Here is a 24,226-nt window from a genome sequence, read left to right on the forward strand (position 1 = left end):
TTGTTCTATTGGTGAAGCATCTCCTGAGACCATTCGTGAGTACATACTCAATCAGGGGTAGTCGCTTACATCCCACAGGCTAAAGACCTCTGGGTTTTACGCTCTATTTTATAAAAGAACTTCTAATAGAATCTCACAAAACTAATCAGTAGATTTTTCGTTAACCGCTTTATAAAACAAAAGCAACCGGTCATAGCTGGGACATTTCTCTAAATCTTTTGTCCATCTTTCACAATTCGAGAATTGGGCCTGTAGAAATAATTCGGCATTACAGACTACCATATGAGGGCCAATTCTTATATTATCCTCGTAGGTACGGCTAAGTAAAGTAGTTTTTAGTTCTTCGATTGTCATGGCGGCAAATTTAGTATATTTACGCCATGAAAGGCAAAGAAAATACACCTTACAAACACGATCGTGTTTCGGCAGAGAAATTGCGCAAGTTGAATAAAAAATATTTAGATCGTGTCCAGATTCAGGCTAGAAAGATGGCGGAAATATTGGGTGATAACCAAGGAGAGCAGTACATTAAAGATGCTTTAAAAAATTATGACCAATTACTAAAATTAGAGTTAGAGAGGTTTAGAGCTAAAAAATAAACTCATAAAATTTTAATTCTGTGCCCTTAAAAACATCAATCACCTAGTTGACAACGGCAAACACGAATTCATAGATATAAGGATACCACTGATCTGTTCCCAAAAAAAATAAAGCCTCTAATCGTTTTTTGATGGGATGCTAAAATAACACGACGAAACGATGTAATTATACAATCCAAAAAAAATAGCGTGTAATTCCTACTAATTAAGCTTAAGGTTTGGTTCCTTCCCCATTTCTATTTCTAATAATCCACCATTTACAATATCTTGAAAAGGTATGGCTACAGATTGCTGAGCATCCCCATTCTTATGGATTGATTGGATATATCTATTTTCTGAACTATTCTGTTTTACTTCGATGATAAATTTGTCACCCTTATAATAGGATTTATTCAATTTTATTTCAATTCGATCAAATAAGGGACTTCCGATCTGAAATTCGGGATCGATCTGCGTTAAGCCTTTTACATCAAACAGCCCCATTCCAGCCATCACAAACCAGGCTCCCAATTGTCCCTGATCTTCATCTTGACCATATCCGTAACCGTGGATACCGTCAATGCCGTAAAATTCATCGCATATTGTACGCACCCATTTTTGTGTTAAATGTGGTTTACCAGAAAAATTGAACATCCAAGACACGTGTAGGTTCGGTTGATTACCATGGTTATATAACGCATTCACTCCTGCAAATGCGTCCACCGTTTTGCCACCTCCAAAAGTATTCTTTTGAGATTGGACGAAAATACTATCCAGACGATCGTTGAATATATTTTGTCCAACTTTATCTATCAATTTTTTGGGTTCATGAGGTACATAGAAAGTATATTGAATCGCATTTCCTTCCTGAAATCCTTCCCAAGCGGCTAATGGGTTAAAATCTTGCAAGAATCTTCCGTCTAATTTACGAGGACGTATGAGCTGGGTTTGTGTGTCAAAAAGATTTTCCCAATTTGAGGCCATCTTTGACAGTTTTTGATAATCTTGATCTTTGCCCAAATGTTTCGCAAACTGTGACACAGCAAAGCTGCTAAATGAATATTCCATAGTATGGGAAGCTCCGAAAACGGATCCCTTCTGCTCATCTTTAATTGATGGATCATCATTCGGAATATATGGGGAATACCCAAGATCAACAAAGGCCTCTACATCAAGTTTTCCAGCTCCAGAGGGCCGGTTAAATCCAACTAATTCATTCTTTAATGCAGCCTCATACCCTAGCTGAAAATCAAAATCACGGATCCCGCAATTATAAGCAGCGGCAATAGCAAGTCCTGTAAAATTGGTACCCACTCCAGACACAAACTTACTGTTCGCGATACCATCTCCTAACCATCCTGTTTCCTTATAAACCAGCAATTGGCTTTTCACCCAATCAGAATAATATTCAGGATAAGCTACAGCCCACAATTGTGTCAGGTTCCAGAACGCTCCCCATATTGCATCTGTATTGTAGAAATTATGTGCTGGTAAACCATCTTTATTCAACGGTATTTCACCAATCGTACCGTCGTTTTTAGGATATGCTCCATTTACATCGTTTGCAAGTCCACGCCCCAAAAGAGCGTGATATAAACCCGTGTAAAATTTGACTTTATTGTCATCAACACCCTCTACTTTTATACGCGAGAGCATCTCATTCCACCTCATTAGTGCACTTTCTTTAACCGCATCAAAATCTTGATTGGCACCTTCGGTTTCATAATTCAGTTTCGCATTTTCAATTGAAGTATAAGATTGTCCAATTTTAACCGTAATTTCCTCATTTTCATATGTTTCGTATTTTAGCGCAAGGGTTGCTCCTATCCCTTTTACTACCTGGTGATTATTAATCGAATCCCCTCTCAAGAATGATTTTTGTTCCTTTGAAGGCTTGCTCAATTTTGCATAAAAGAACATTTTCACTGTTGCTTCCGGTTGAAATTTTTTGACATATTCTGGTTTGGTTACCACGTAGCCTTCTACGGTTGTATCGTCAACTTTTGTAATGGATGCATCTACCACTGCACCACTCTCACCCAACTTATTTCCGATATCGAATAGAATATAGGATTCATCGGACTTGGGAAAAGTATAACGCTGGTATCCTACCCGGTCGGTGGCGGTAAGTTCGACTTTGGTGTTGTATTTATCCAGAAGAACTGAATAATATCCAGAAGTAGCATACTCATTCTCTTTCTTAAAAGGAGATCGATACCCTTGATCAGGTTTCTCAAGAACACCCGGATTGTTGTTTAACTCTCCAACAATTGGCATAAGCATCACGCCACCAATTTGGAATTCATGAAAACAGGCGAATCCTTCAATAGAACTGTGAATGTCCTCGTATCCAACTGCTTCCCAACCACTCGCATTTCCATACGAGCCATTTGTCGAGGGTCCAAGTTTAGCCATACCGAAAGGAACAGCACCAGGCGTGTAAAAAAACCATCGACTATGCACTGACCCTATATTTGGATTGACATATTTTGATAATTTTTCAACAGTATCTTTTCTGACAATACAAGATGATAAGGTGAACTGGCAGGTAAACAGCAACAGCAATAGGTAATTAATTTTCATTTATTGAGTACATTTAGGTGTTTGGCAGATGCCAAATTGCTCTTATAATACATGGACAAACAAGAATAAAAGGAGCTTCTAACCTTCTTTTGAGTTGTTCATTCGAGTTGTTCAATTGTTAAAGGACCCCCTCATACGACCTCCACATCCATTAAAAATTACAATTATTACAGCATTTGTCTAGCGTGTTTTCTTCAGAATATAATGGTCTGGTAAAATACAATTTTTTCAATTCAATACAAAAAAAACACCCAAACTAACTGCATGTTTTTTAACTCATAAAGCAGTAAATCAGGTGCAACCATTTATTTTTAGTATAAAATTATCATTTCTGATAGATCTCATGAAATTGAAAGTTTCGTGCAATTCAATCTTATCTTTTTTCTTTTTTGATAACCGCGAACGTCCAAGGCATGCAGATAGTATTGTATAATTTTAATTATTATCTTTATCACGGAGATTACTAACCGATCTCCTATTGACTTTAATTTGAATACCTTCAAAAATCATAACAGATTAACCACGAGAAAAAAAATGAAACATTTAACAACCTTTATTCTTTTGTTATCTGCTATTACTGGATACAGTCAAACCGATTTAACCAATTCCGTCTCATCACTAAAAAAAGAACTGAATTTCCCTACTCGTAAGAGTACAGGTCAGAAAGTACTTAATGGAACATATTTGTTCGTTGTTGAACTAGATAGTACCATTAAAGAAGTCAATGTGAAGGATAGTATGGGGTATGGTATGGATGAGCAGATTATTGAAAAATTAATGCAAAAAAAAGATTGGAAAGTAGCAAGAGTTAACAATGTGCCAACGCGCGTGTCATACTCTTTACCGATTCGTTTCAAATTGGATAAGAAATAAATGTTTTATAAAACAGAATAAGGATAAATTCAAAACTTTAATTATGTATACGTTCACACTTTTTTTAATGTATTTTTTCTGGATAGGGTTCATAATCGCGGTGATTTATGGAATATACAGACTCCTTTCTGCACTATTGGACAAATATCTAGTGACTAAAAGAGACCATACAGCTGCTCTCCGAGAACAGAATGAAACCTTACGACAAATTGCATCTGCTTTAAAAGAGAAAAGCAGCAACAGTGCTTCCAATGATTAGAAATAAAATCAAGGGGGAACTAGGTATGTCTTATTTTTCAATGCTAAGAAATTGATTACAATGCGCTAATCAGGTTTTTCTGCTTTTGACAACAATTTGGTTAGAAAATTAGTTAGTTTAGAATCTATGAATTTATTCAAAGGCAAGGTGATTATTCGCCCCATATTTCCCATAGGAGGTGAATAACTAAACACAAAATCAATTACGGTGCTCTCGGGCCTAGGTCCTGATTTGAATTCCATTTTTCCGGAATGGTAAATCATCGAATTTTCACCAGTAGACCATCCAATAAATTCCTCAGCTCTTTCCTTTACAATAAATATTTCAAATACACAGCTTTTACCGAATGCACATAATGTAATTTCCCAATGTGTTCGATCTGAATTCAAGGGGATTACATGATCAATCCAAGGTATAAGATTTGATATATTTGTAAGGTCTCTAAAAAAAAGATAAACTTCGCCCAATGATTTCTGAACAAATAGTTCTTTCTTAAAATTGAATTGTCCGTGATTTATATTTTTTCGCTGAATCCAATGTAGTATAGGAAACTTCCCAGTGAAGCCTATATAGAGTAATCCGGCTGCACCCATTAGATGGAACGGTTTAGCTCCTTTGACTGCTGAACGAAAGAGTTTCTGTCCGATTACTAAAGAAAAAAAACGAAATATAAATTGTTTAATAAAAATTGACTGTTCATTCAATCGCTGTTGAAGTTTTATCTGCTGTATTTGCACTTCTTTAATGTTATCCATGGTGATTACTATTTAAGAAATTTTGTTTAATCTATTCTCAATGAAGAAAAGGTCAAATATCACCGACCTTGAATTATATAAACAGATGACTGCCATAAAGGTTCTGTTATATGCCTGTTAGAATAATGATTCATAGCATGAATAAAAAAGGTAGGTTAATATCAACTTCATAGGTTTAAATTATTGAGCTGAAAAATTTAGCCCTCCCAGCATCAGTCGATAAAACATGCTGAAATTTACGATGTTTTATGCCAAGAAAATTAGCTCCATTTTGAGTAAAAAAAAAATTTAACGATCTTCTTCCACACAGTCGTATTTGTTTTCTAAGTATTGTTATATTTAAATTTTATCTTTTGCTTATTTTACCTTCATGAATCAGCTGCTTATTAATGGTTCCGGGATAACAGATATTTCCTCTTTCTATTTAGAAATTAACCGAGTTTTTATGAAAGATGTGGATTGGCAACTTGGCCATAGCCTAGATGCATTTAATGATCTTTTATATGGTGGATTTGGCGCTATTGAGCCTAACGAAATGAATGAAATTATATGGCTGGATTCCGACAACTGCAAAAAGACACTTGGATATGAAGCCACCCTGTCCTATTACAAGGATAAACTTAAATCAGGTTCACCTTTTAACAAGGAAATATTCCAAAAAAAACTAGAAGATCTGCAAAATGGTATTGGGAGCACCTATTATGAAATTATTAAAGAAATTATTTCCGAACATTCCAACATAATCCTTACAGAGAAGTAATTTGAATTTAAAAGAAAAAAGATATTAATCATTTAACCAGGTTGACTATCTTGTATCATTTCACATATTTCGCATTGATTAGTAGGCTCAATTCAGGACCTAGAAGTTGACTCCATGAAAACCGATTGCGAACAAGCCAAAGCCAGATAAAAATTCGTAATTTTGAACTAAATGAACTTAATTTAGCGTGGTTAAAGTACTTATAATAGATGATGAAGAAAAGCTGAGAAACCTACTTTCAAAAATTATTGGTTTTGAAGGTTTTGAATGTTTTCAGTCTTCCAATATCAAATCAGGATTAAAAAAATTAGAACTCGAGGATATCGAGGTAGTCATTTGCGATGTAAAACTCCCCGATGGAAGTGGTGTAGAGACCGCAAAAGTGATTAAAGCAAAATACCCTACAACTGAAATCATCCTATTAACTGCTTTTGGAAATATTCCAGATAGTGTTCAAGCGATTAAAAACGGAGCCTTTGACTATATAACAAAAGGAGATGATAACAACAAAATAATCCCCTTACTATATAAAGCAAGCGAAAAGGTTGCTCTCAATAAAAGAGTGCGTCAATTAGAAAAACAACTAGGAGAAAGGCATTCTTTTGATAAGATAATGGGAAAATCAAAACCTATTCTTAAGGCAATAGAATTGGCTAAAAAAGTATCTGTTACTGACACAACGGTCTTATTAACCGGCGAAACTGGAACCGGTAAAGAAATATTCGCGCAAGCAATTCATCAAGGTAGCCGTCGGGCAAACCATAATTTTCTCGCTATCAATTGTTCTGCATTCAGTAAGGATTTATTGGAAAATGAGCTATTCGGTCATAAAGCCGGGTCATTTACAGGCGCTTCTAAAGATCAAAAGGGACTTTTTGAAGAGGCTCATAATGGGACCCTTTTCCTAGATGAAATTGGTGAAATGGCAATGGACTTACAAGCTAAATTATTGCGGGTATTGGAAAACGGGGAATTTTTACGTGTGGGTGATGCTAAACCAATACACGTGAATGTCCGTATAATTGCTGCAACCAATCGAGATTTGCAGCTGGAAATTGAAAATGGACATTTTCGAAGTGACCTGTTTTATAGGCTTTCGGTATTTGGTATTCATTTACCTGCATTAAGAGAACATCCCAAAGACATTAGGTTACTCGCAGAATACTATGTAAATTATTTTGTACAGAAGTCCAAAAGGAGTCCTTTAGTATTGAGTAATGAGTATATTTCAGCATTAGAAAAGAATGTATGGAAAGGAAATATCCGCGAATTAAAAAATGTAATTGAAAGAAGTGTCATCCTAGCTGATGACGATACTTTAGATCTAGATACGCTCCCCATAGATTTTCAATATACAAAATCTACAACGCAGCAGCTTTCCGCATTTTCTATGGCTAGTATTGAAAAATTACACATCCAAAAAGTTCTAAACTACACAGCTGGTAATAAAGCGGAAGCAGCTCGACTACTGGAAATAGGTATTGCTACTCTCTATCGAAAAATTGAAGAGTATAAACTCAACTAATCGATTTTATTAACCTTATAAGGGTTAGAATAGCTTATTTGGCCCGCCAAACCACCCTTCGCCTGGATAGCCAGTTTCTTTTCGATTCTCTAAAATTTAAAAATACGTACCATTCTAATCTGTAAAAGAATATAACCCCCTTAAAACCCCCACTACCCCGTAATTTGTCACGCCTATTTATTGCTGACTCCATAAAGAATTACACTTTATTTTATACCTCTTTCCAAACTTCGCATTTCATTCCGCTTCTCAGCCAAAAAGAATAGCCTATCATTTTGATAAAAATCTATCATTATGATAGGATTGTCACTTCGACATGAACCTAAAATTAAATATAAAACACTTATTATCAAATAATTAAATACTACCGGAACACATTTTGGCATGATGGGAAAGATAGCGATGAAAAATGGTAAAAGACCTCTTCGTCTATTTGCAGGCATTTTGGGAATAATTTAAACAATAAAAAGTAGAAAACATGTTGATAATAATTTTAGTTCTAGCGGGCGTGGCCTGTTTTGGTTTATTCATTAAGGCGATCGACTTTTTTGAGAAAATGTAAAGTTAAGATGAAAACAAAAATTACACACACTATTCATCAATGGGCTCCAGAGGCCATTGATGAATTTCAAAGAATAGAAGAACTGGATGAAGAGGTAGCAGATTATCGTCTCCTTCATCTGTTGGCAGAAATATGTATACAAAAAATCAGTTCAGGTGTAAACCATGAACTAGATCGCGTACAAGAAATTGTGAAGGTTGTTAATCTGCTTTATCAAGAAGGCAATCAATATACCCGTAATGCCATCGAAAATGAATTCTTAACAGCATTCTCTTATGCAGAAAGTCCAGGAAGTCTAAAAAAACATTTGGCTCTTTTTCCCTGTGAATTACGAAAAGGATATATCAGAACAATTTTAGAGAATTAACTAGAAAAGCAAATAAACCAACTAAAAAGAAGAGACTCATGAAAAGGATAAACGAAATAACAGCCGGTCGATATCTGGCTGTTCAGTACAAAGAAATCAAAGAGGAAATACACAAATTGTCCAACAATAAAAATTTTGCAGGAATATTTCAGGCAATTGTAAATCACATCAATTTTTTACTCCATAGAGGACAAACTGAAAAAATTGCTGTGAAAATAAAATTCATCGGTTGGCTGTATAAGAGAGGGAATGACTATGTTCAGTTTATCATTGAGAATCTTTTTGTCCGCGCTTTTGACGGGATGAAAAGACGATGCACAACAGAGCAATGGAACTATATCTACCAACTCATCCCCGAGAATCTAAAACAGATTCACTTGCTACAAATAAAGAATATTTACTACTAAAAACAAGTATATGACAGCATTATTCATCGTGGCTATTGGTGTATTTATTTACATCTGTTACGTATTACTAAAGCCAGAACAATTTTAAATCATTTGTTTGGACGACTCGCAAGATAAATGGAAGCGACGAGGCGAGATCCCTCCTACTTCAAATGAATAAATAAAACAAATTTTAATTAAAAAAAATGAATACAGAAATTTTAGGAATAATCGCCACGTTTATTTTGTCGATTTTACTAGCTATACCATTGGGCAAATATATAGCAAAGGTCTATGAAGGGAAGAGCACATTACTAGATCCGGTTTTCAATCCAATAGAGAAGGTCTTTTACAAAATCAGCGGTATTACTCCTCAAACTGAAATGAGTTGGAAAGAACATATGGTGGCTTTACTCACAATAAATATGATCTGGTTTTTACTGGGTATTCTTGTTTTAATGACCCAAGGAATTCTTCCTCTTAATCCAGATCAAAACCCCAGCATGTCAGCTGATTTGGCTTTCAATACAGTGATTTCTTTTGTGGTTAACTGCAACTTACAACACTACTCTGGGGAAACAGGCTTAAGCTATTTAGGTCAATATTGGTTGATGTTTTTACAATTTGTTAGTGCAGGATCGGGAATGGCAGCTGCAGTTATTGTCTTTCGGGCATTTCGGGATAAATCAGCAAATCGACTTGGAAATTTTTATACCTACTTTATAAAATCATGTACGCGCATTTTATTGCCAGTTACCTGTATCGTAGCTGTAATTCTTGTATTTGAAGGTATACCTATGACTTTTGAGGGCAAGGATACTATAACGACCCTCCAAGGTGATTCGGTTGACATATCCAGGGGGCCTGCGGCCGCATTCATCCCGATCAAACACGTAGGAACCAATGGTGGTGGATTCTTTGGCGTAAACTCAGCACATCCATTTGAAAATCCAACATACCTATCCAATATGGTCGAAATGATAGCTCAACTAATCATACCCATTGCCATGATTTTCGCATTTGGATATTTTATAAAAAGGAGAAAATTGTCATGGCTGATTTTTGGTGTAATGAGTGTAGGTTTTTTAATGCTTGTTATACCCAATATAACTATGGAAATGAAGGGAAATCCTGCTATTGCAGCAATGGGTATCGATAATTCACTTGGGGCAATGGAAGGTAAGGAAATACGCTTGGGATCTCCTGCGTCCGGTTTTTGGAGTATTGTCACTACTGTTATTTCAACCGGTTCAGTAAACTCCATGCACGACAGTTCCATGCCTTTGTCGGGAATGAATGAATTGCTCGCAATGATGATCAATAGTTTTTATGGGGGTGCAGGTGTTGGGATCTTAAACTTTTTCATATTCATTATACTCGCCGTCTTTATCAGTGGGTTGATGGTTGGAAGAACACCTGAATTCCTTGGAAAAAAGGTTGAAGCAAGAGAAATGAAAATTGCAATGGTTATTGCCATACTGCATCCGTTTCTCATTCTAATTGGAACCGCCCTAGCCACATCACTCCCTGTTTACACCATGGATACCTTAAACAATCCTGGCTTCCATGGATTCAGCGAAATGCTTTATGAATACACCTCTTCATCTGCCAATAATGGAAGCGGTTTTGAAGGACTTGGTGACAATACATTATGGTGGAATATCAGCACTGGTTTTGTGCTCTTACTCTCGCGCTTCTTACCCATTATTGGTCCGGTGGCCATAGCAGGGTTATTAGCTGAGAAAAAATTTGTCCCTGAGAGCGAGGGAACGCTGAAAACCGATACGATAACATTTGGGCTGATGATATTTGTTGTAATCGCTATTGTGACAGCACTGGCATTCTTTCCAGCGCTAGCATTGGGGCCCATTGCAGAGTATTTTTCACTTTAATAAACTTGACTAAATAAATAAAAAATGAACAATAATACATCCTTGTTTCAGAAAGACATGGTTCGGAAAGCATTCAAAGAATCTTTCGTGAAACTCAATCCAAAAACAATGTTCCGTAATCCAGTAATGTTTACGGTATGGATAGGCACATTGGTCATGCTAGTGGTCAGTTTTTGGACATTGGCAGGAGCAAAAGAACAGGGAAGTTTTGGATACAACTTTACCGTTTTTAGTATACTGCTGTTGACATTATTATTTGCCAATTTTGCCGAAGCGATAGCCGAGGCCAGAGGCAAAGCACAAGCAGATAGCCTACGCAAAACAAGAGAAGAAACACCCGCAATACTACAAAATGGAAAATCCATTTCTTCCTCCCAATTGCAAAAAGGAGATATTTTCGTCTGCCAAGCAGGAGATATAATACCTTCTGATGGAGAAATCGTTGAAGGTCTGGCAACGATTGATGAAAGTGCAATTACAGGAGAGTCAGCTCCAGTAATACGCGAAGCTGGTGGAGATAAAAGTTCAGTGACAGGTGGTACCAAAGTATTATCAGACAAAATTATCGTCCAGGTTACAACGCAACCTGGCGAGAGCTTTTTGGACAAAATGATCGCTCTGGTGGAAGGTGCTGCTAGGCAAAAGACCCCCAACGAAATAGCACTAACAATCCTTTTAGCAGGCTTTACATTGGTCTTTATTATTGTATGCTCAACCTTAAAGCCGTTTGCCGATTACGCCAATGTAAGCATTACAATTGCTTCGCTTATCTCCTTATTTGTCTGTCTTATCCCAACCACCATCGGTGGTCTGTTATCTGCTATAGGCATAGCAGGAATGGATAGGGCTTTACGAGCCAATGTGATTACCAAAAGCGGAAAAGCGGTCGAAACTGCAGGCGATATAGACGTTTTGCTCCTTGATAAAACCGGAACAATTACGATCGGTAACCGCAAAGCAACTCATTTTTATCCCGCTAATGGAATAGATCAAAAAAGTTTTATCAAAGCCGCCGTATTGAGCTCCATGGCTGATGAAACACCAGAAGGAAAATCCGTCATTGAGCTGGCAGGGATTGATCCTTTAAGCTACGGGGTACAAAATCCTGTATTCGTAAAATTTACTGCAGAGACCCGTAGCTCAGGAATTGATTTTCAGCAGACACGGATCCGAAAAGGAGCAACTGACTCCATTCGGAATCTTATACTGCAGGGTGGAAATTTGTTTCCTGAAGAAATTGAAGAACAAGCAAAAGCCATTTCTAAAAATGGAGGTACACCACTAGTGGTATCAGAAAATGAAAACGCCTTAGGCGTTATTGAATTACAAGACATTATTAAACCAGGCATCCATGAACGATTCGAGCGACTACGTAAAATGGGTATTAAAACGGTAATGGTTACAGGCGATAATCCCTTAACAGCAAAATTTATAGCCCAAAAAGCTGGAGTAGATGATTTTATTGCGGAAGCAAAACCCGAAGACAAAATGAACTACATCAAGAAAGAACAGTCACAAGGTCGTTTAGTGGCCATGATGGGTGATGGAACCAATGATGCTCCAGCATTGGCCCAGGCCGATGTAGGAGTCGCCATGAATAGTGGTACTCAAGCAGCAAAAGAAGCAGGCAATATGGTGGATTTAGATAATGATCCAACCAAATTGATTGAGATAGTAGAAATCGGTAAACAATTATTGATGACTCGCGGGACTTTAACGACTTTCAGTATTGCCAACGATGTCGCTAAATACTTCGCGATTATCCCAGCCTTGTTTATTACTGCCATTCCCGAATTACAGGGATTAAATATTATGAACCTGTACAGCCCCGAAAGTGCCATTCTATCTGCTGTAATTTTCAATGCTATAATCATCCCCATGCTTATACCTTTGGCTTTAAAGGGAGTTGCCTACAAACCGATCGGTGCAAGTGCTCTGCTTGCTCGGAACCTATTCATATTTGGTCTTGGCGGTATTTTGGTTCCTTTTGCAGGAATTAAACTAACCGATTTGGCCATATCAGTTTTCTTTTAATCATAAAAAAATAAAAACAATGAAAAAACATATTCTAAATGCGATAAAATTGACGGCTGTATTGATCTTGTTCTTTACAGTTGTTTATCCCCTAGCAGTATTAGGCATTGCCCAGTTTGCTCCAAACTCAGGAAAAGGAGAAGTTATTCTACACAATGGGAAAAAGTTTTATACCAACATAGGACAAGTCTTTACGCAGAACAAATACTTCTGGTCTCGTCCATCAGCTATCAACTATGACGCCTCAAGCTCAGCGGGAAGCAACAAGGGTCCTTCCAATAAAGAATACCTTGCAGTCGTCCAAACACGAATTGATTCATTTTTAAACCACAACCCAGGTATAGATAAATCTGAAATTCCTGTGGATCTGATCACAGCGAGTGGCAGTGGTTTAGACCCAAATTTTTCTGTACAAGCCGCAAAAGTACAGGTAAAAAGAATTGCAAAAACAAGAAATATTAAGGAGGCTAAACTTCATCAATTGATCACCGAAAACACCGAAAAACCATTGTGGGGAATGTTTGGACCAGAAAAAATTAATGTGTTAAAGTTAAACATCGCATTAGATAATATAAACCAGCAATAAGAGCGTGATCTCCTCCCTTTAATCAAAAAATAGCTAGGGCAATCTTGGTTATATACCAGACAAATCCATTTGAAAACTGTTAAATTTTACAAATCAAAAATGAAAAGAATACTCATACTCTCAGGCCTTTTCTTAGGAATAGCAGGAAGAGGTGTGGCGCAACAATCAGAGCCAAAAACAGTCACCATAAGCGGTTATGCAGAAGTCTATTACCAGCAGGACTTTAACAACCCAAAATCAAATACAAGACCAAGTTTTGCCTACAGCCACCACCGCAATAATGAAATAAGTTTGAACTTGGGTTTAATCCAAGCGGCTTATGAGACAGATAAAGTTAGAGCAAATCTAGGGTTTGGATTAGGATCCTATATGAACGCTAATTATGCGACAGAACAAGGCGTTTTAAAAAATATCTACCAGGCGAATGTTGGGGTTAAGTTATCAAAAAACCATGAGTTATGGCTCGATGCAGGTATTTTACCTTCACATATCGGTTATGAAAGTGCAATCAGCGCAGATTGTTTCACACTCTCAAGGAGTATAATGGCTGACAATTCACCTTATTTTGAAACCGGAGCTAAATTATCTTACAGGACTACCAACCAAAAATGGGATATGGCTATCCTAGTGATAAATGGTTGGCAACGTATTCAACGAGTTGAAGGCAATACCACGCCGGCATTCGGACATCAACTGACCTACCGAATAGATAAAAAAATAATGTTAAATAGCAGTTCTTTTATTGGCAATGATTTTCCGGATGATGAACGAAAAATGCGATACTTTCATAACCTTTACGGACATTTCGAGATCAGTCATCAATTCGCTTTGATGGCCGGATTTGACCTGGGTATCCAACAAAAAGAGAAATCAAGTAGTGATTATCATACCTGGTACACGGCCGCGCTTATTGCAAAATATTCTCCTAATCCAAAAGTGAGTATAGCCGCAAGAGGAGAATATTACAACGACAAAAACGGCGTGATAATTTCCACCGATACAGCGAATGGTTTTCAGACTTTTGGAGTTTCTTTAAATATAGACTACCAGATTTTACCTAATCTACTTTGGCGTACTGAGGTGAAAAGTTTAACCAGTAAAGACGCTGTTTTTTTAACCCGTGGCGAGCACATCAACAAAGGAAATACGGCGGCCATAACTTCATTAGCAATACATTTTTAACTATTTCAGTTTACTTAGATTCTCCTTAACAATTTCTCTAAGGAGAATTAGTAAATTTATAAAACCAAACAGTTGGTATGGATGAAAGAAAAAGTGCTGAACATTTTTTAAATTTAATACAGAAATCCCGAAGAGGAAAATTCAAGCTCTACATCGGGATGAGTGCTGGTGTAGGTAAAACGTACCGGATGTTGCAGGAGGCTCATACCCTTTTGAGAAACGGCATTGATGTCAAAGTAGGTTATATTGAAACGCACAACCGCGAAGAAACACACGATTTATTAAACGGTTTACCAATCATCCCCCGAAGGAAGCTTTTTTACAAAGGAAAAGAGCTTCAAGAACTTGATTTACAAGCTATAATCAATCTTAGAGCAGAGGTCGTCATTGTGGATGAGTTGGCTCATACCAATATCGAGGGAAGTAAAAATGAGAAACGCTGGCAAGATGTGATGGACATTTTGGATGCAGGCATCAATGTAATAAGTGCGGTAAACATACAGCATATTGAAAGTCTGAATGAAGAGGTAAGAAACATTACCGGTGTAGACGTTCAAGAACGTATTCCAGATAGCGTGGTTACTCAAGCAGATGAAGTGGTCAATATTGATCTTACCGCAGAAGATTTGATTGATCGTCTTAAAACTGGCAAAATTTATGAAAGCTCGAAAATAGCACTGGCGTTACAGAATTTTTTCAAAAGCGAACATATCCTTCAACTTCGTGAATTAGCATTAAAAGAGGTTGCCTCACAAGTGCAACGCAAGGTGGAAACAGAGGTTGTACTCACTCGGAATGTCAAGAAAGAACGTTTTTTAGCTTGTATCAGTTCAAATGAAAAAACAGCCAGAAATGTCATTAGAAAAACAGCTCGATTAGCCAACTATTACAACAGTAAATGGTATGTAATGTATGTTCAGAGGCCGAATGAAAACGCCGATAAAATCGCTTTGGACAAACAGCGTCATTTAATCAATAATTTTAAATTAGCGACTGAATTAGGTGCTGAAATTATAAAAGTGAAAGCAACAAACACCACCAAGGCAATAATTAAAGAATGTGAATCCCTTAAAATCACGACGGTGTGCATTGGCAAACCGCACATTACATTAATAAAAATCATCATGGCTACAGATACATTTAATACATTATTAAATAAACTGTCTCAAGAAAATATTGACCTTGTAATATTATCATAAAATGAGAATAAAAGCAAAATTAACAGTTGGAGTAGGTTTGCTATTCTTATTGATTTTAGCGTTAGCTGTAATCAGTAGCTGGTCAATAAATCAGCTCAAAAAAGATACAAACAACATATTGGTCGCTAATTTTAATACATTACAATATTCTAGAAATATGCTGCTAGCGCTGGAGGATATGGCCTTAGATCCTTCTGCTATCCAAGTCTTTCAAAAAAACCTAGATTTACAAACAGACAATGTAACTGAGCAGGGAGAACTTGAGGCCACAAAGCTCATTATCGCTCATTACAATAGTTTAAAGACACAACCAGCAGATTCAGCACTCATATCTTCTATACGAAAAGATATCACGGAATTGATGCGTTTAAATATGGAGGCAATCAATAGAAAAAGTGATATCGCTGATCAAACAGCTCAAAAATCAATTGTAATTATTTCCATTACCGGAGCCTTGTGTTTTATGATTGCTTTTATTCTTCTGGTCAACCTACCCTCCAACATTGCCAACCCGATCAAAGAGATGACTGAAAGTATAAAGGAAATCGCCACTGAAAATTATAAAAAGCGAGTCCACTTCGATCGCCACAATGAGTTCGGAGATTTAGCGAAATCATTTAATACCATGGCGGAGAAACTCGAGGAATATTCGGAGAGTAATTTGGATAAGATTTTAAAAGTCAAGCAAAGGCTGGAGACATTAATTGATAACCTGCATGATCCCGTCATTGGAATTGATGAAAACAATCAGGTACTTTTTGCAAATGAAGAGGCATTGAAAATTTCAGGACTATCTAGGATAGATCTTTTAGGAAAGAACATACAGGAAATTGCGGTTTACAATGACCTTATCAGAGATCTTATAAAGGATATCTCCTTTGTTAAAACTGAAAATGAGAAGTCTTCTCCATTAAAAATCTATGCAGACCAAAAGGAGAGCTACTTTGAAAAAGAAGTTGTTGATATCAATATAGTACCTACCGGAGAAGAGAATAGCGAATTTATTGGCCAGGTCATATTGTTACGAAATATTACGCCATTTAAAGAGATGGATTTGGCCAAAACGAATTTTATGGGGACGGTTTCTCATGAATTTAAAACTCCTATTTCATCCATCCAAATGGGCTTGCAGTTACTGGAAAATGAACAAGTAGGAAATTTAAACCAAGAACAGAAAGAGTTAGTGAGTGGTATAAAGGATGATACGTTTCGTCTGTTAAAAATCACTGGAGAGTTATTAAATATCACTCAGGTAGAAAGTGGATCAATTCAAATAAAGTTGCTCACATCTGAAGTGAATCCTATCATTGAATATGCCGTGAATGCTACAAAATCTGCTGCTGGACATAAAAATATAAGCATTAGCATTGAAACAGATCAAAATGCGCTCATTATTTCGGCTGATAGTGAAAAAACAGCATGGGTGCTCACTAATTTAATCTCTAACGCTATCCGATATTCATACGAAAATTCGGCTATCTATATCAAAACGAAGAGGGAAAATAACTTACTGAAGTTTTCGGTTACAGATAATGGTCAAGGTATACAACCACAATACATAGCAAAGATTTTTGAACGGTATTTCCGGATACCTGGCACAAAAAAAGAAGGCACAGGACTAGGACTCAGCATTAGTAAAGAATTTATCGAAGCCCAAGGAGGCAAAATTTGGGTAGAATCAGAATATGGTGCTGGAAGCACCTTTTACTTCACCTTGAACATCGAACCAAAGCTTTCCTAGTATAACAATCGATATCCCTTCCAAAGAACTGTAAGGAAGAGAAAACCTTTGCCTACAGTTCTTTGTTCCACATTCCTGATTTGTATTGACGTTGTTAGGTCCCTTCTTGAATAACCACTATTTCTTTACAAAAATTACGATGATTTAAAACACAAAATTTATTCCTGCGCTTAAACCGCCATGAAAACTTCTTCTTTGTTTATCTGCACCCCATAATTTCCAAACAATGTCTTTGTCCAGGGGTGCCTGAACCTCACTGTAATTGAAGCTTGGCGCTACATAGAGTTCAAATTTATCAGCAAGGATTATAGCGGGGATAACCCGTAAGCTAGAACGGAAATAATCTTGTGATTTAAAGTTTTTATCAAAAAAATGTCTTTGATTGAGCTCAGTCGATAGGGTAAATTTAGCTTTATTAATTAAATGTGCCCCAAGGCCAAAATCCACTCCATATTGGCTTGCCGACTCTTGAGAATCCACGAAACTACCTATGCCCAAATTGCTATAAAGGACCCTACCCCCTGAGCTGAAATTGACGCTGAAAAATCGACTTTCATCTATTTGTACACCTATTATTTTTTTCCCATTTTTAATTAAATTCAAAATACCAATAGGATAATCACTACTATCTGCAATATTAAGAAGACCAGCAACTTGTATGCCTTTCACCCGCTTAGCAATGTTTACACCACCGGCGAGCTGATTTGATATCCTGTCTTTTGCAATATTCACTCCGCCTGCAAGTTGGCTACCTGTCCCGCTTTTGGCAATATTTAATGCGCCGGCAAGTTGAAGCCCTCTCAGGGTATCCGCATTATTCCAAAGCCCAGCAATTTGAAATCCCTTACTATTCCCTAAGATGACATTACCTAAACCTGCCATCTGAATTCCATGAACATGCCCCCCCACAACATTTATTCCACCAGCCACTTGCGCACCTTTAACATCGAATTGATTGACATTAAATATTCCCGCCATTTCAAATCCATCAACTCCAGCAGTCGAACCACCAATAATATTTAATGAAAATTTATTAACAACTTGAGAATTGAAAAATCCATGCGTGCTAAGACCGGGTGTCAAAGATACTTGAAAGGGACTATAGGCAAAGAAACCACCCAGATTAATACTTTGCAAGCGCTCTCTGGAACCGGTAAACAAGGCCCCAAAAAAATTCTTATATACAGAGCCGCTTGAATCGCTGATGGCATAGTATCCTGTCTGACTATTTTTCTTGCCTTTTCGAAGTTCTATTGGAAGCATTACCGTGATGGTGGTATCTCTGTAATTTTCCTTGCTTAGGGTGATGCTTACCGTTTGTTCAGGATATTTTACGTTCAATTCAAAATACCCATCCTGATTGGATAAGGTAGCAGATTGGAAGGTTAACCGGTCATATATGGATGCATAAGGCAATTTCTTGTTGGTACGGACATCCCGAACCACGCCAACGATCATTCCCTTATTGCTTTGATTAGTTTTCCAGTCTACATGTGCATCCATTCGTTTAGGTGCATAGGTAATGATGAGATGCTTCTCACTTTCTTTAAAAAAGTACCGATCACCTAATACGCTTTCCATGTAATCTATAAGCATTCCCTTAAAGGGTTTTACATGCACGGTGCTGTCTAAATCTAATACATTACTATTGTACGAAAAATAGACGTTTTTCTGACTGGTTATCTCTTCAAAGACCATCTGCAAGGTTGCCGATTTGTATTCAGGCATAGTAATCGTCCTTGTAAATAAATTTTGGGCTGATAGAAAATTTTGGTTAACCACCAAGGCAGTAACGATAACAAACCATTTTGATTTACGAATAATATAAATGATGATCTTGATTGTATAAAAGAAATTATTGAGTGCCATGTGTGTTATTTTATGTAATAGGTATTTCCTTTTCTCTCTAATTTCAAATTGAAAGTCTCAAGGATTACCTGTATCATTTCGTTTAAATTTTGTTGTGGAAAGGTTGCCGTATAGAGCAATTTGCCATGCTCAGCGTTCTCAATCACAAAGGTGTGGTTATACGCTTTTCCCAATACCTCGAATACTCTTTTAAGCGGCGTGTTTTCAAAAATGAATTCTTGGTGCACATAGTATCTGTAGAGATCATCGGGAACTGTGTCGAGTTTTAGTCGTATTTTACTCGTATCCTGTATGGTGATCGATTGTCTAGGTTTCAATATGACCTGCTTGTCGGCATAATTAACCATAACAGATCCTGATGTTACAATAACCTGTGTTTCTTTATTTTCCCTTCTGAGATGGAAACTTGTTCCCAAAACTGTTATTGTGCTGTTGCCGCTGGAAATGATAAAAGGCCTTTTTTCGTTTCTTTTCACTTGAAAGAAAACCTCACCTTGTTTTAGAGTTACCATTCGCTTATTAACCAGCCATTTTGTCTGGTAACTTAATGCAGCATTTTTATTTAAGTTAACAGTACTTCCATCAGGAAGTTCAGTTTGTTTGAACTCATTCTTGGAAACTACATCCAAATGAACCGATTTGAATTGAAAGAGTAACCAAAATGAAAGTAAAAAAACAATGCTTATGCTCGCAGCAACTTGCCAACGGGTAAACGTCTTGATCTTATCATTCTTTTTAGATAACGCGTCTCTTTTGGCCTTAAGCAATTGAAAATCACTCCACCCCTTGTCTACATCAACCTCCGGTAATTCTTGATCGCCTTTGTTGCTTATTTCCCAAATTCTCTTCATTTCCAAATATTCTTTTTCATGCTCCGGATCTTGTTTAATCCACTGCTCCACGAGCATTTTCTCTTCATTATTTACTTCCAAGAGTATATAGCTAACTAATAAATCCTTATTCATAATCCACTGATTAACATTAATAATAGTATGTTCAGATAATCAACCAAATATATCCGCAAATGTCTCAATGCTTTTGAAATATGACCTTCCACCGTTTTTTGGGAAATGTTTAGTTCATCAGCAATTTGCTCATATCTGAGGTGTTGAAATCTACTCAACTCAAATACTGCTCTACATTTACTAGGCAATTGTTCCAGAGCAGCATGCAATTGTAATTTTAATTCCTTTTCCTGTTGAAGCTCATAATATTCATTTACCCTCTTTTCCTTCTGAAAAACTTCATAGCGACGCTTTACCTGATCTTGTTTAATATGATTTATACTTTCATTATAAACTGATCGATACAGATAAGCCTTAGGAGATGTATGGATTTCATTTTCCCAATCTCTTTCCCAAAATTTTAAAAACACTTGTTGTACGACTTCTTCTGCCCTATCCAGATCACGAAGTATTCTATAGGCATGATGAACCAACTCTTTAAAATGTGCTCTAAAAATTGATTCAAACTTTTTTTCCTTAGATATCGGCATAAATTAATTTTTGTGCTTAATGAATATGTCTCTGATTTATCTTATGACAGCTATACTCGTCTTTACCCTTAGTTGCATCAGAAAAAAATAATTCATTATTAACCAGGGGTGAAATGCTTTTCATCAATCAAATTTAAAAATAAAGTGTGGCAAGACGTCTTAATAATGAGCGATTATAGTCTTCAAAACTACTTGATAAATAGTGTGAAATTGAGATTCAAATACTTATTGGTGCCATTGTTAGAACGCTGAACCGTTGTCAACAATCGAATACAGAAAAAAAATAAAATTAAAAACAAGGGTAAAGTCAAAATAGAGTGTCTTCAAAGTAAACAAATTAAAAATTAAAGAAAATGAAAAATCAATTAAAGTTCGGAGTATTGTTTCTATCCATAGTGTTTGGTATCCATCAAGAAGTTAATGCACAACAAATTGAATATGGTATTAAAGCGGGTGCTCTTTATAGTACCTCATCCTATGGAAATAATAATGTAAAGGACAAAGAATCAAAAATTGGTGCTCAAGCAGGCGTATTTCTTCGCACCGGGAATCAAGTCTATTTTCAACCAGAGCTTTTGGTTTCTACGTTTAAATCAGGTTATAGTGTTGATAACATCAGTTATAATCCTACATTTTATCAACTGAATCTACCACTTCAAGTAGGCTACAAAATTTTACAGGAAGATGAGTGGACCTTAAGGGCTTCTTTAGGTCCTCAGATAAATTACAATCTAAAGAAAAATAAGGCCCTCGGAAATAATGAATATAAAGATTTTAATTTCGACGGTTTGGTAAACGTGGGGGTTGATATCATGAATTTCACTATTGATTTACGTTATAATCATGGATTTACGAAAACCAGTGAAGAGCTGGATTCTAAAAATAAGGTGCTGGGATTGTCCGTTGGTTATAAATTTTAAGGAAATTTAACCACTTAACAATCATGGTATAAGTAGATTGCACGAGTATGTGCAATCTACTTATCACTTCCCTTGAATGCATAGTACAATGGTTGTTATTTTTTAATCTGTAAAGTTTTTATTCCAAAGCGTGGCATACTAAGAGAGACAGCCGCTTTGCCCTCATCTTTGCTAAGAGCCATTTCTTGAACAAGATCACCGTTCAAAAGAACTTCCTGTATACTAGATACCTCAAAAGCAAATCGTATCGTTTGCATTTGCTGATCTCCCTCCGCATTAAATAAGCGAACAAGGATATCATCACCTTTCACCTGCACACTTGTAATCTCGTATCCTGGCTGATCTATCTCAATAAAAGATCGATCTATTAATGAGATCGATGGTTGGTAAACGGCCAACAGTGGTTCGTTCCAATTGGTACTTTGGGCGGAAATTTGTGCGAGGTCCCAATCCCCTTGGTGGGGAATCAAAGCATATTTCATCTTAGTGGCCTCCGTCATTTTGTAATCGACTCCCCAAAGTCCAAGACCAGCATATTGAGCAGTCAAACTTAAAGGATAATCTTTCCCGTGACCATAGGAGGTCGTATGATCGCTAAGAAGTGCCAGCCCATAAGAATTATCTTGCGCTCTAATGTCGACCCAATTCAAAATCACATTGTGCTTAATGCTGTCCCAACTTCCAAAAAACGTGTTTTCCAATTTGCTTTTAGTCACATCAAATGGTGCATTCTTATATACATTAGTCGCTCCTAGACTTGACGGAAACATGATTTTTAATTTATACCGATCATCTGTGTACGCCCGTCTATTGTCTGTCCATTTATGTTTTTGCTCATATTCACCTATACCGATTTGTTGTGGGTTTATCCAATCGATTCTTAGATCAAAATCAATTCGCTTTTGCCCTTTTTCAAGCGTGATAATTTGGGTAAAAGGGTGTGATGCGATATACCCCTGAATTTGAATGCGAATCAGAAACTCCTGGTCTTCTAACACGGTAAAGTTAGCCAAGGTTTCCTTAGAGGAATGGAACTGGTTATCGGTATAAAAATTCCCTGCTATCTCGCCCAGCTTATACGTTTGATCGGATCCGACGAATTCTTTGTTGTTGATATGTTTGGCCACCAAGCTCTTCAAGGTACCACCTTTTGCTTTATCCAGAATGATCTTGTACATATCATTCTCGATAATGCAGTTCCCTTGCACGTCAAATGTAACACCTTTAATAACGGTATTTTTATGCTCTTTCCGCTCAATAACATAGGTTGAAAAACCAAAACTTGGTACAATCGCCTCAAAAACAATATTTATAACACCATCTTTATCAGATAGATGACTAACAACAGCTTTATGGTTACTATCGTATACAACAAGGTTCTGATTGGTAAACGAGGCAGGCAATTCAACACTAACAACTTCTGAACGTGCACTGGCAGTAGTATTGAATACACGAATGTATCCCAAGCTATCCTGATCTCTATCCGCATTCCACTGATAGGAATCCATAGCTCGATAGGTGATATCATCCGATAAAATGTTTGCACTATCAGTCCATATCCTAATGGCTTGAGCCCAAGTTTGATTCTTCTTCAACTCATTGTATGGCACAATCCAAGAATCGTGGTGTTGGGCCATCATCAGCTTACGCCAAGCTTCCCTCAGTTGACTAACTACAGGAGCATACTGAACTTCAATATTGGCCATTGCGCTTATTTTTTCGGCCATGATCAGGTTATTTTCGGATTTGCGTACTTGTCGTGCTATTCGCTGCAGAGCCTGACTGCCCCACATGAGACTCACTTGAATATCTTCTTGAGATAAATGCCAATTGTCATCGGTTTTCTTAGCTGAAATCTGTTCAAAATATTCTTTCCAAGTGAGGTAGATTGAATTGTTCTTAATCCGCGATCCCGTGCCTAACCACGGACCATTCCTCCATCCGGCATCCTGATAACACATCCCTACAGGATTGCTAATTCCACTCGCGTAACTCGACCGAAGAAAAGAATCTGAATTATTCCAAGCCTTGGTTTGCCAGGTAGAGTTATCCTCAAACTCTTCGTTGCCATATCTTGGAACTGTCAATATGGAGCTTCCCTGAGGACCAATCCAATTCACTAATTCGCCCCCACGGGCTCGGGTATAGCCACCCCAACACGTATTTGGGCATTTTAATACCGCGTATTTGAAACCGAATTGCTTCAATAGTTCGGGTAAGCTACTGGTAAAACAAGGTTCTTCGACCGCATAAGTACTGAAAGTAACCTCGGGGAAATGGGCACGTATCTTTTCTATTCCATATTCGAATTGGCGGATAATGCTCTCTCCGGAGATATTGTAGCAATACGGTTGGGCATATGTGGGATTGGTAAATTCAATCCGTTCCTGGTTGGCAATCTTGCTAAAACTCGCATAGCCTACCGGATCTCTCCGTTTAACCGTATCCCAAGTTTCAGGTTCAATTTCCAACCCTAACTTCCACTCAGGATATTGCTTTAAGGTATCCAGCATAAACTGGGTTACCCACATAGGATAGTGGCCATAGATTCCACCATGATATCCATCAACAAAGTAAGCTTGCTGTGCGTAGGTACCTGTAACCTGCAAAATCGCGCTGAGTACTGTAATAATAATATTTTTTCTCATCATGGTTTATTC

22 protein-coding genes are annotated in these 24,226 nt (G+C 37.1%); 15 read left to right on the forward strand and 7 right to left on the reverse strand.

Annotated elements, in window-relative coordinates:
- Positions 1 to 141: 141 nt before the first annotated feature.
- Complete coding sequence (locus AC6CHH_RS05125; RefSeq protein WP_498280404.1) at positions 142 to 354, reverse strand: DUF6965 family protein; 213 nt, start codon at positions 352 to 354, stop codon at positions 142 to 144.
- Positions 355 to 380: 26 nt separating this feature from the next.
- On the opposite strand from AC6CHH_RS05125, the gene AC6CHH_RS05130 reads away from it, so the two are divergent.
- Entirely contained in the window at positions 381 to 599 is a 219-nt protein-coding gene (locus tag AC6CHH_RS05130) for a hypothetical protein (RefSeq protein ID WP_498280406.1), read from the forward strand.
- A gap of 201 nt (positions 600 to 800) precedes the next feature.
- Here the strand turns inward: AC6CHH_RS05130 and AC6CHH_RS05135 are convergent, their stop codons facing one another.
- On the reverse strand, positions 801 to 3,161 hold the full coding sequence (locus AC6CHH_RS05135) for a GH92 family glycosyl hydrolase (protein WP_498280408.1): 2,361 nt from the start codon (positions 3,159 to 3,161) through the stop codon (positions 801 to 803).
- Between the two features lie 534 nt (positions 3,162 to 3,695).
- Between AC6CHH_RS05135 and AC6CHH_RS05140 the strand changes: the two genes are divergently transcribed.
- Together AC6CHH_RS05140 and AC6CHH_RS05145 are read left to right on the forward strand one after the other, a co-directional pair.
- Positions 3,696 to 4,034: an energy transducer TonB gene (locus tag AC6CHH_RS05140; protein WP_498280410.1), complete on the forward strand. Its 339-nt coding sequence runs from the start codon at positions 3,696 to 3,698 to the stop codon at positions 4,032 to 4,034.
- 43 nt (positions 4,035 to 4,077) lie between these two features.
- The gene (locus AC6CHH_RS05145) at positions 4,078 to 4,293 is read left to right on the forward strand and encodes an SHOCT domain-containing protein (protein ID WP_498280412.1); all 216 of its coding nucleotides are present in this window, start codon (positions 4,078 to 4,080) and stop codon (positions 4,291 to 4,293) included.
- Between the two features lie 65 nt (positions 4,294 to 4,358).
- Here AC6CHH_RS05145 and AC6CHH_RS05150 read toward each other — a convergent pair whose 3' ends face one another.
- Entirely contained in the window at positions 4,359 to 5,048 is a 690-nt protein-coding gene (locus AC6CHH_RS05150) for a hypothetical protein (RefSeq protein ID WP_498280414.1), read from the reverse strand.
- 370 nt (positions 5,049 to 5,418) lie between these two features.
- Here AC6CHH_RS05150 and AC6CHH_RS05155 point away from each other — a divergent pair, with 370 nt between their 5' ends.
- The 11 genes from AC6CHH_RS05155 (at position 5,419) to AC6CHH_RS05205 (ending at position 17,282) form a co-directional block, all read left to right on the forward strand.
- Positions 5,419 to 5,808, forward strand: a complete 390-nt coding sequence (locus AC6CHH_RS05155; RefSeq protein ID WP_498280416.1) for a barstar family protein — start codon at positions 5,419 to 5,421, stop codon at positions 5,806 to 5,808.
- A 187-nt stretch (positions 5,809 to 5,995) separates the two neighbouring features.
- The gene (locus AC6CHH_RS05160; protein WP_498280418.1) at positions 5,996 to 7,333 is read left to right on the forward strand and encodes a sigma-54-dependent transcriptional regulator; all 1,338 of its coding nucleotides are present in this window, start codon (positions 5,996 to 5,998) and stop codon (positions 7,331 to 7,333) included.
- A gap of 569 nt (positions 7,334 to 7,902) precedes the next feature.
- Positions 7,903 to 8,262, forward strand: coding sequence for a DUF7674 family protein (locus AC6CHH_RS05165; RefSeq protein ID WP_498280420.1), 360 nt, complete (start codon positions 7,903 to 7,905; stop codon positions 8,260 to 8,262).
- Between the two features lie 38 nt (positions 8,263 to 8,300).
- A complete protein-coding gene (locus AC6CHH_RS05170) occupies positions 8,301 to 8,669 on the forward strand; it encodes a DUF7674 family protein (protein WP_498280422.1) in 369 nt (122 codons plus the stop codon).
- A 10-nt stretch (positions 8,670 to 8,679) separates the two neighbouring features.
- Entirely contained in the window at positions 8,680 to 8,757 is a 78-nt protein-coding gene (kdpF, locus tag AC6CHH_RS05175; protein WP_498280893.1) for a K(+)-transporting ATPase subunit F, read from the forward strand.
- Between the two features lie 97 nt (positions 8,758 to 8,854).
- Positions 8,855 to 10,540 (forward strand): potassium-transporting ATPase subunit KdpA, encoded by a 1,686-nt coding sequence (kdpA, locus tag AC6CHH_RS05180; protein ID WP_498280424.1) that lies wholly within the window; start codon positions 8,855 to 8,857, stop codon positions 10,538 to 10,540.
- 24 nt (positions 10,541 to 10,564) lie between these two features.
- Positions 10,565 to 12,574, forward strand: a complete 2,010-nt coding sequence (gene kdpB / locus AC6CHH_RS05185; protein ID WP_498280426.1) for a potassium-transporting ATPase subunit KdpB — start codon at positions 10,565 to 10,567, stop codon at positions 12,572 to 12,574.
- Between the two features lie 19 nt (positions 12,575 to 12,593).
- Positions 12,594 to 13,160: a K(+)-transporting ATPase subunit C gene (locus tag AC6CHH_RS05190; protein WP_498280428.1), complete on the forward strand. Its 567-nt coding sequence runs from the start codon at positions 12,594 to 12,596 to the stop codon at positions 13,158 to 13,160.
- Positions 13,161 to 13,259: 99 nt separating this feature from the next.
- Entirely contained in the window at positions 13,260 to 14,342 is a 1,083-nt protein-coding gene (locus AC6CHH_RS05195) for a porin (RefSeq protein ID WP_498280430.1), read from the forward strand.
- Positions 14,343 to 14,419: 77 nt separating this feature from the next.
- Entirely contained in the window at positions 14,420 to 15,541 is a 1,122-nt protein-coding gene (locus tag AC6CHH_RS05200; RefSeq protein ID WP_498280432.1) for a sensor protein KdpD, read from the forward strand.
- Between the two features lies 1 nt (position 15,542).
- Positions 15,543 to 17,282 carry a sensor histidine kinase gene (locus AC6CHH_RS05205; protein ID WP_498280434.1) on the forward strand — a complete coding sequence of 580 codons (1,740 nt, stop codon included), beginning with the start codon at positions 15,543 to 15,545 and terminating at the stop codon, positions 17,280 to 17,282.
- 144 nt (positions 17,283 to 17,426) lie between these two features.
- Here the strand turns inward: AC6CHH_RS05205 and AC6CHH_RS05210 are convergent, their stop codons facing one another.
- Genes AC6CHH_RS05210 through AC6CHH_RS05220 form a run of 3 tightly spaced genes read right to left on the reverse strand, consistent with a single transcriptional unit; the run spans position 17,427 to position 20,646 of the window.
- The gene (locus AC6CHH_RS05210; protein WP_498280436.1) at positions 17,427 to 19,151 is read right to left on the reverse strand and encodes a peptidase associated/transthyretin-like domain-containing protein; all 1,725 of its coding nucleotides are present in this window, start codon (positions 19,149 to 19,151) and stop codon (positions 17,427 to 17,429) included.
- A gap of 5 nt (positions 19,152 to 19,156) precedes the next feature.
- Positions 19,157 to 20,116, reverse strand: a complete 960-nt coding sequence (locus tag AC6CHH_RS05215; protein ID WP_498280438.1) for a FecR family protein — start codon at positions 20,114 to 20,116, stop codon at positions 19,157 to 19,159.
- Positions 20,113 to 20,646, reverse strand: a complete 534-nt coding sequence (locus AC6CHH_RS05220; RefSeq protein ID WP_498280440.1) for an RNA polymerase sigma-70 factor — start codon at positions 20,644 to 20,646, stop codon at positions 20,113 to 20,115. The genes AC6CHH_RS05215 and AC6CHH_RS05220 overlap by 4 nt, the downstream gene beginning before the upstream one ends.
- Before the next feature lie 353 nt (positions 20,647 to 20,999).
- Between AC6CHH_RS05220 and AC6CHH_RS05225 the strand changes: the two genes are divergently transcribed.
- Positions 21,000 to 21,566, forward strand: coding sequence for a porin family protein (locus AC6CHH_RS05225; protein WP_498280442.1), 567 nt, complete (start codon positions 21,000 to 21,002; stop codon positions 21,564 to 21,566).
- Between the two features lie 95 nt (positions 21,567 to 21,661).
- On the opposite strand, the gene AC6CHH_RS05230 is transcribed toward AC6CHH_RS05225, so the two are convergent.
- Positions 21,662 to 24,217, reverse strand: a complete 2,556-nt coding sequence (locus AC6CHH_RS05230; RefSeq protein WP_498280444.1) for a glycoside hydrolase family 38 N-terminal domain-containing protein — start codon at positions 24,215 to 24,217, stop codon at positions 21,662 to 21,664.
- Positions 24,218 to 24,226 lie beyond the last annotated feature (9 nt).

The sequence above is a fragment of the Sphingobacterium sp. GQ94 genome, from assembly GCF_059758715.1.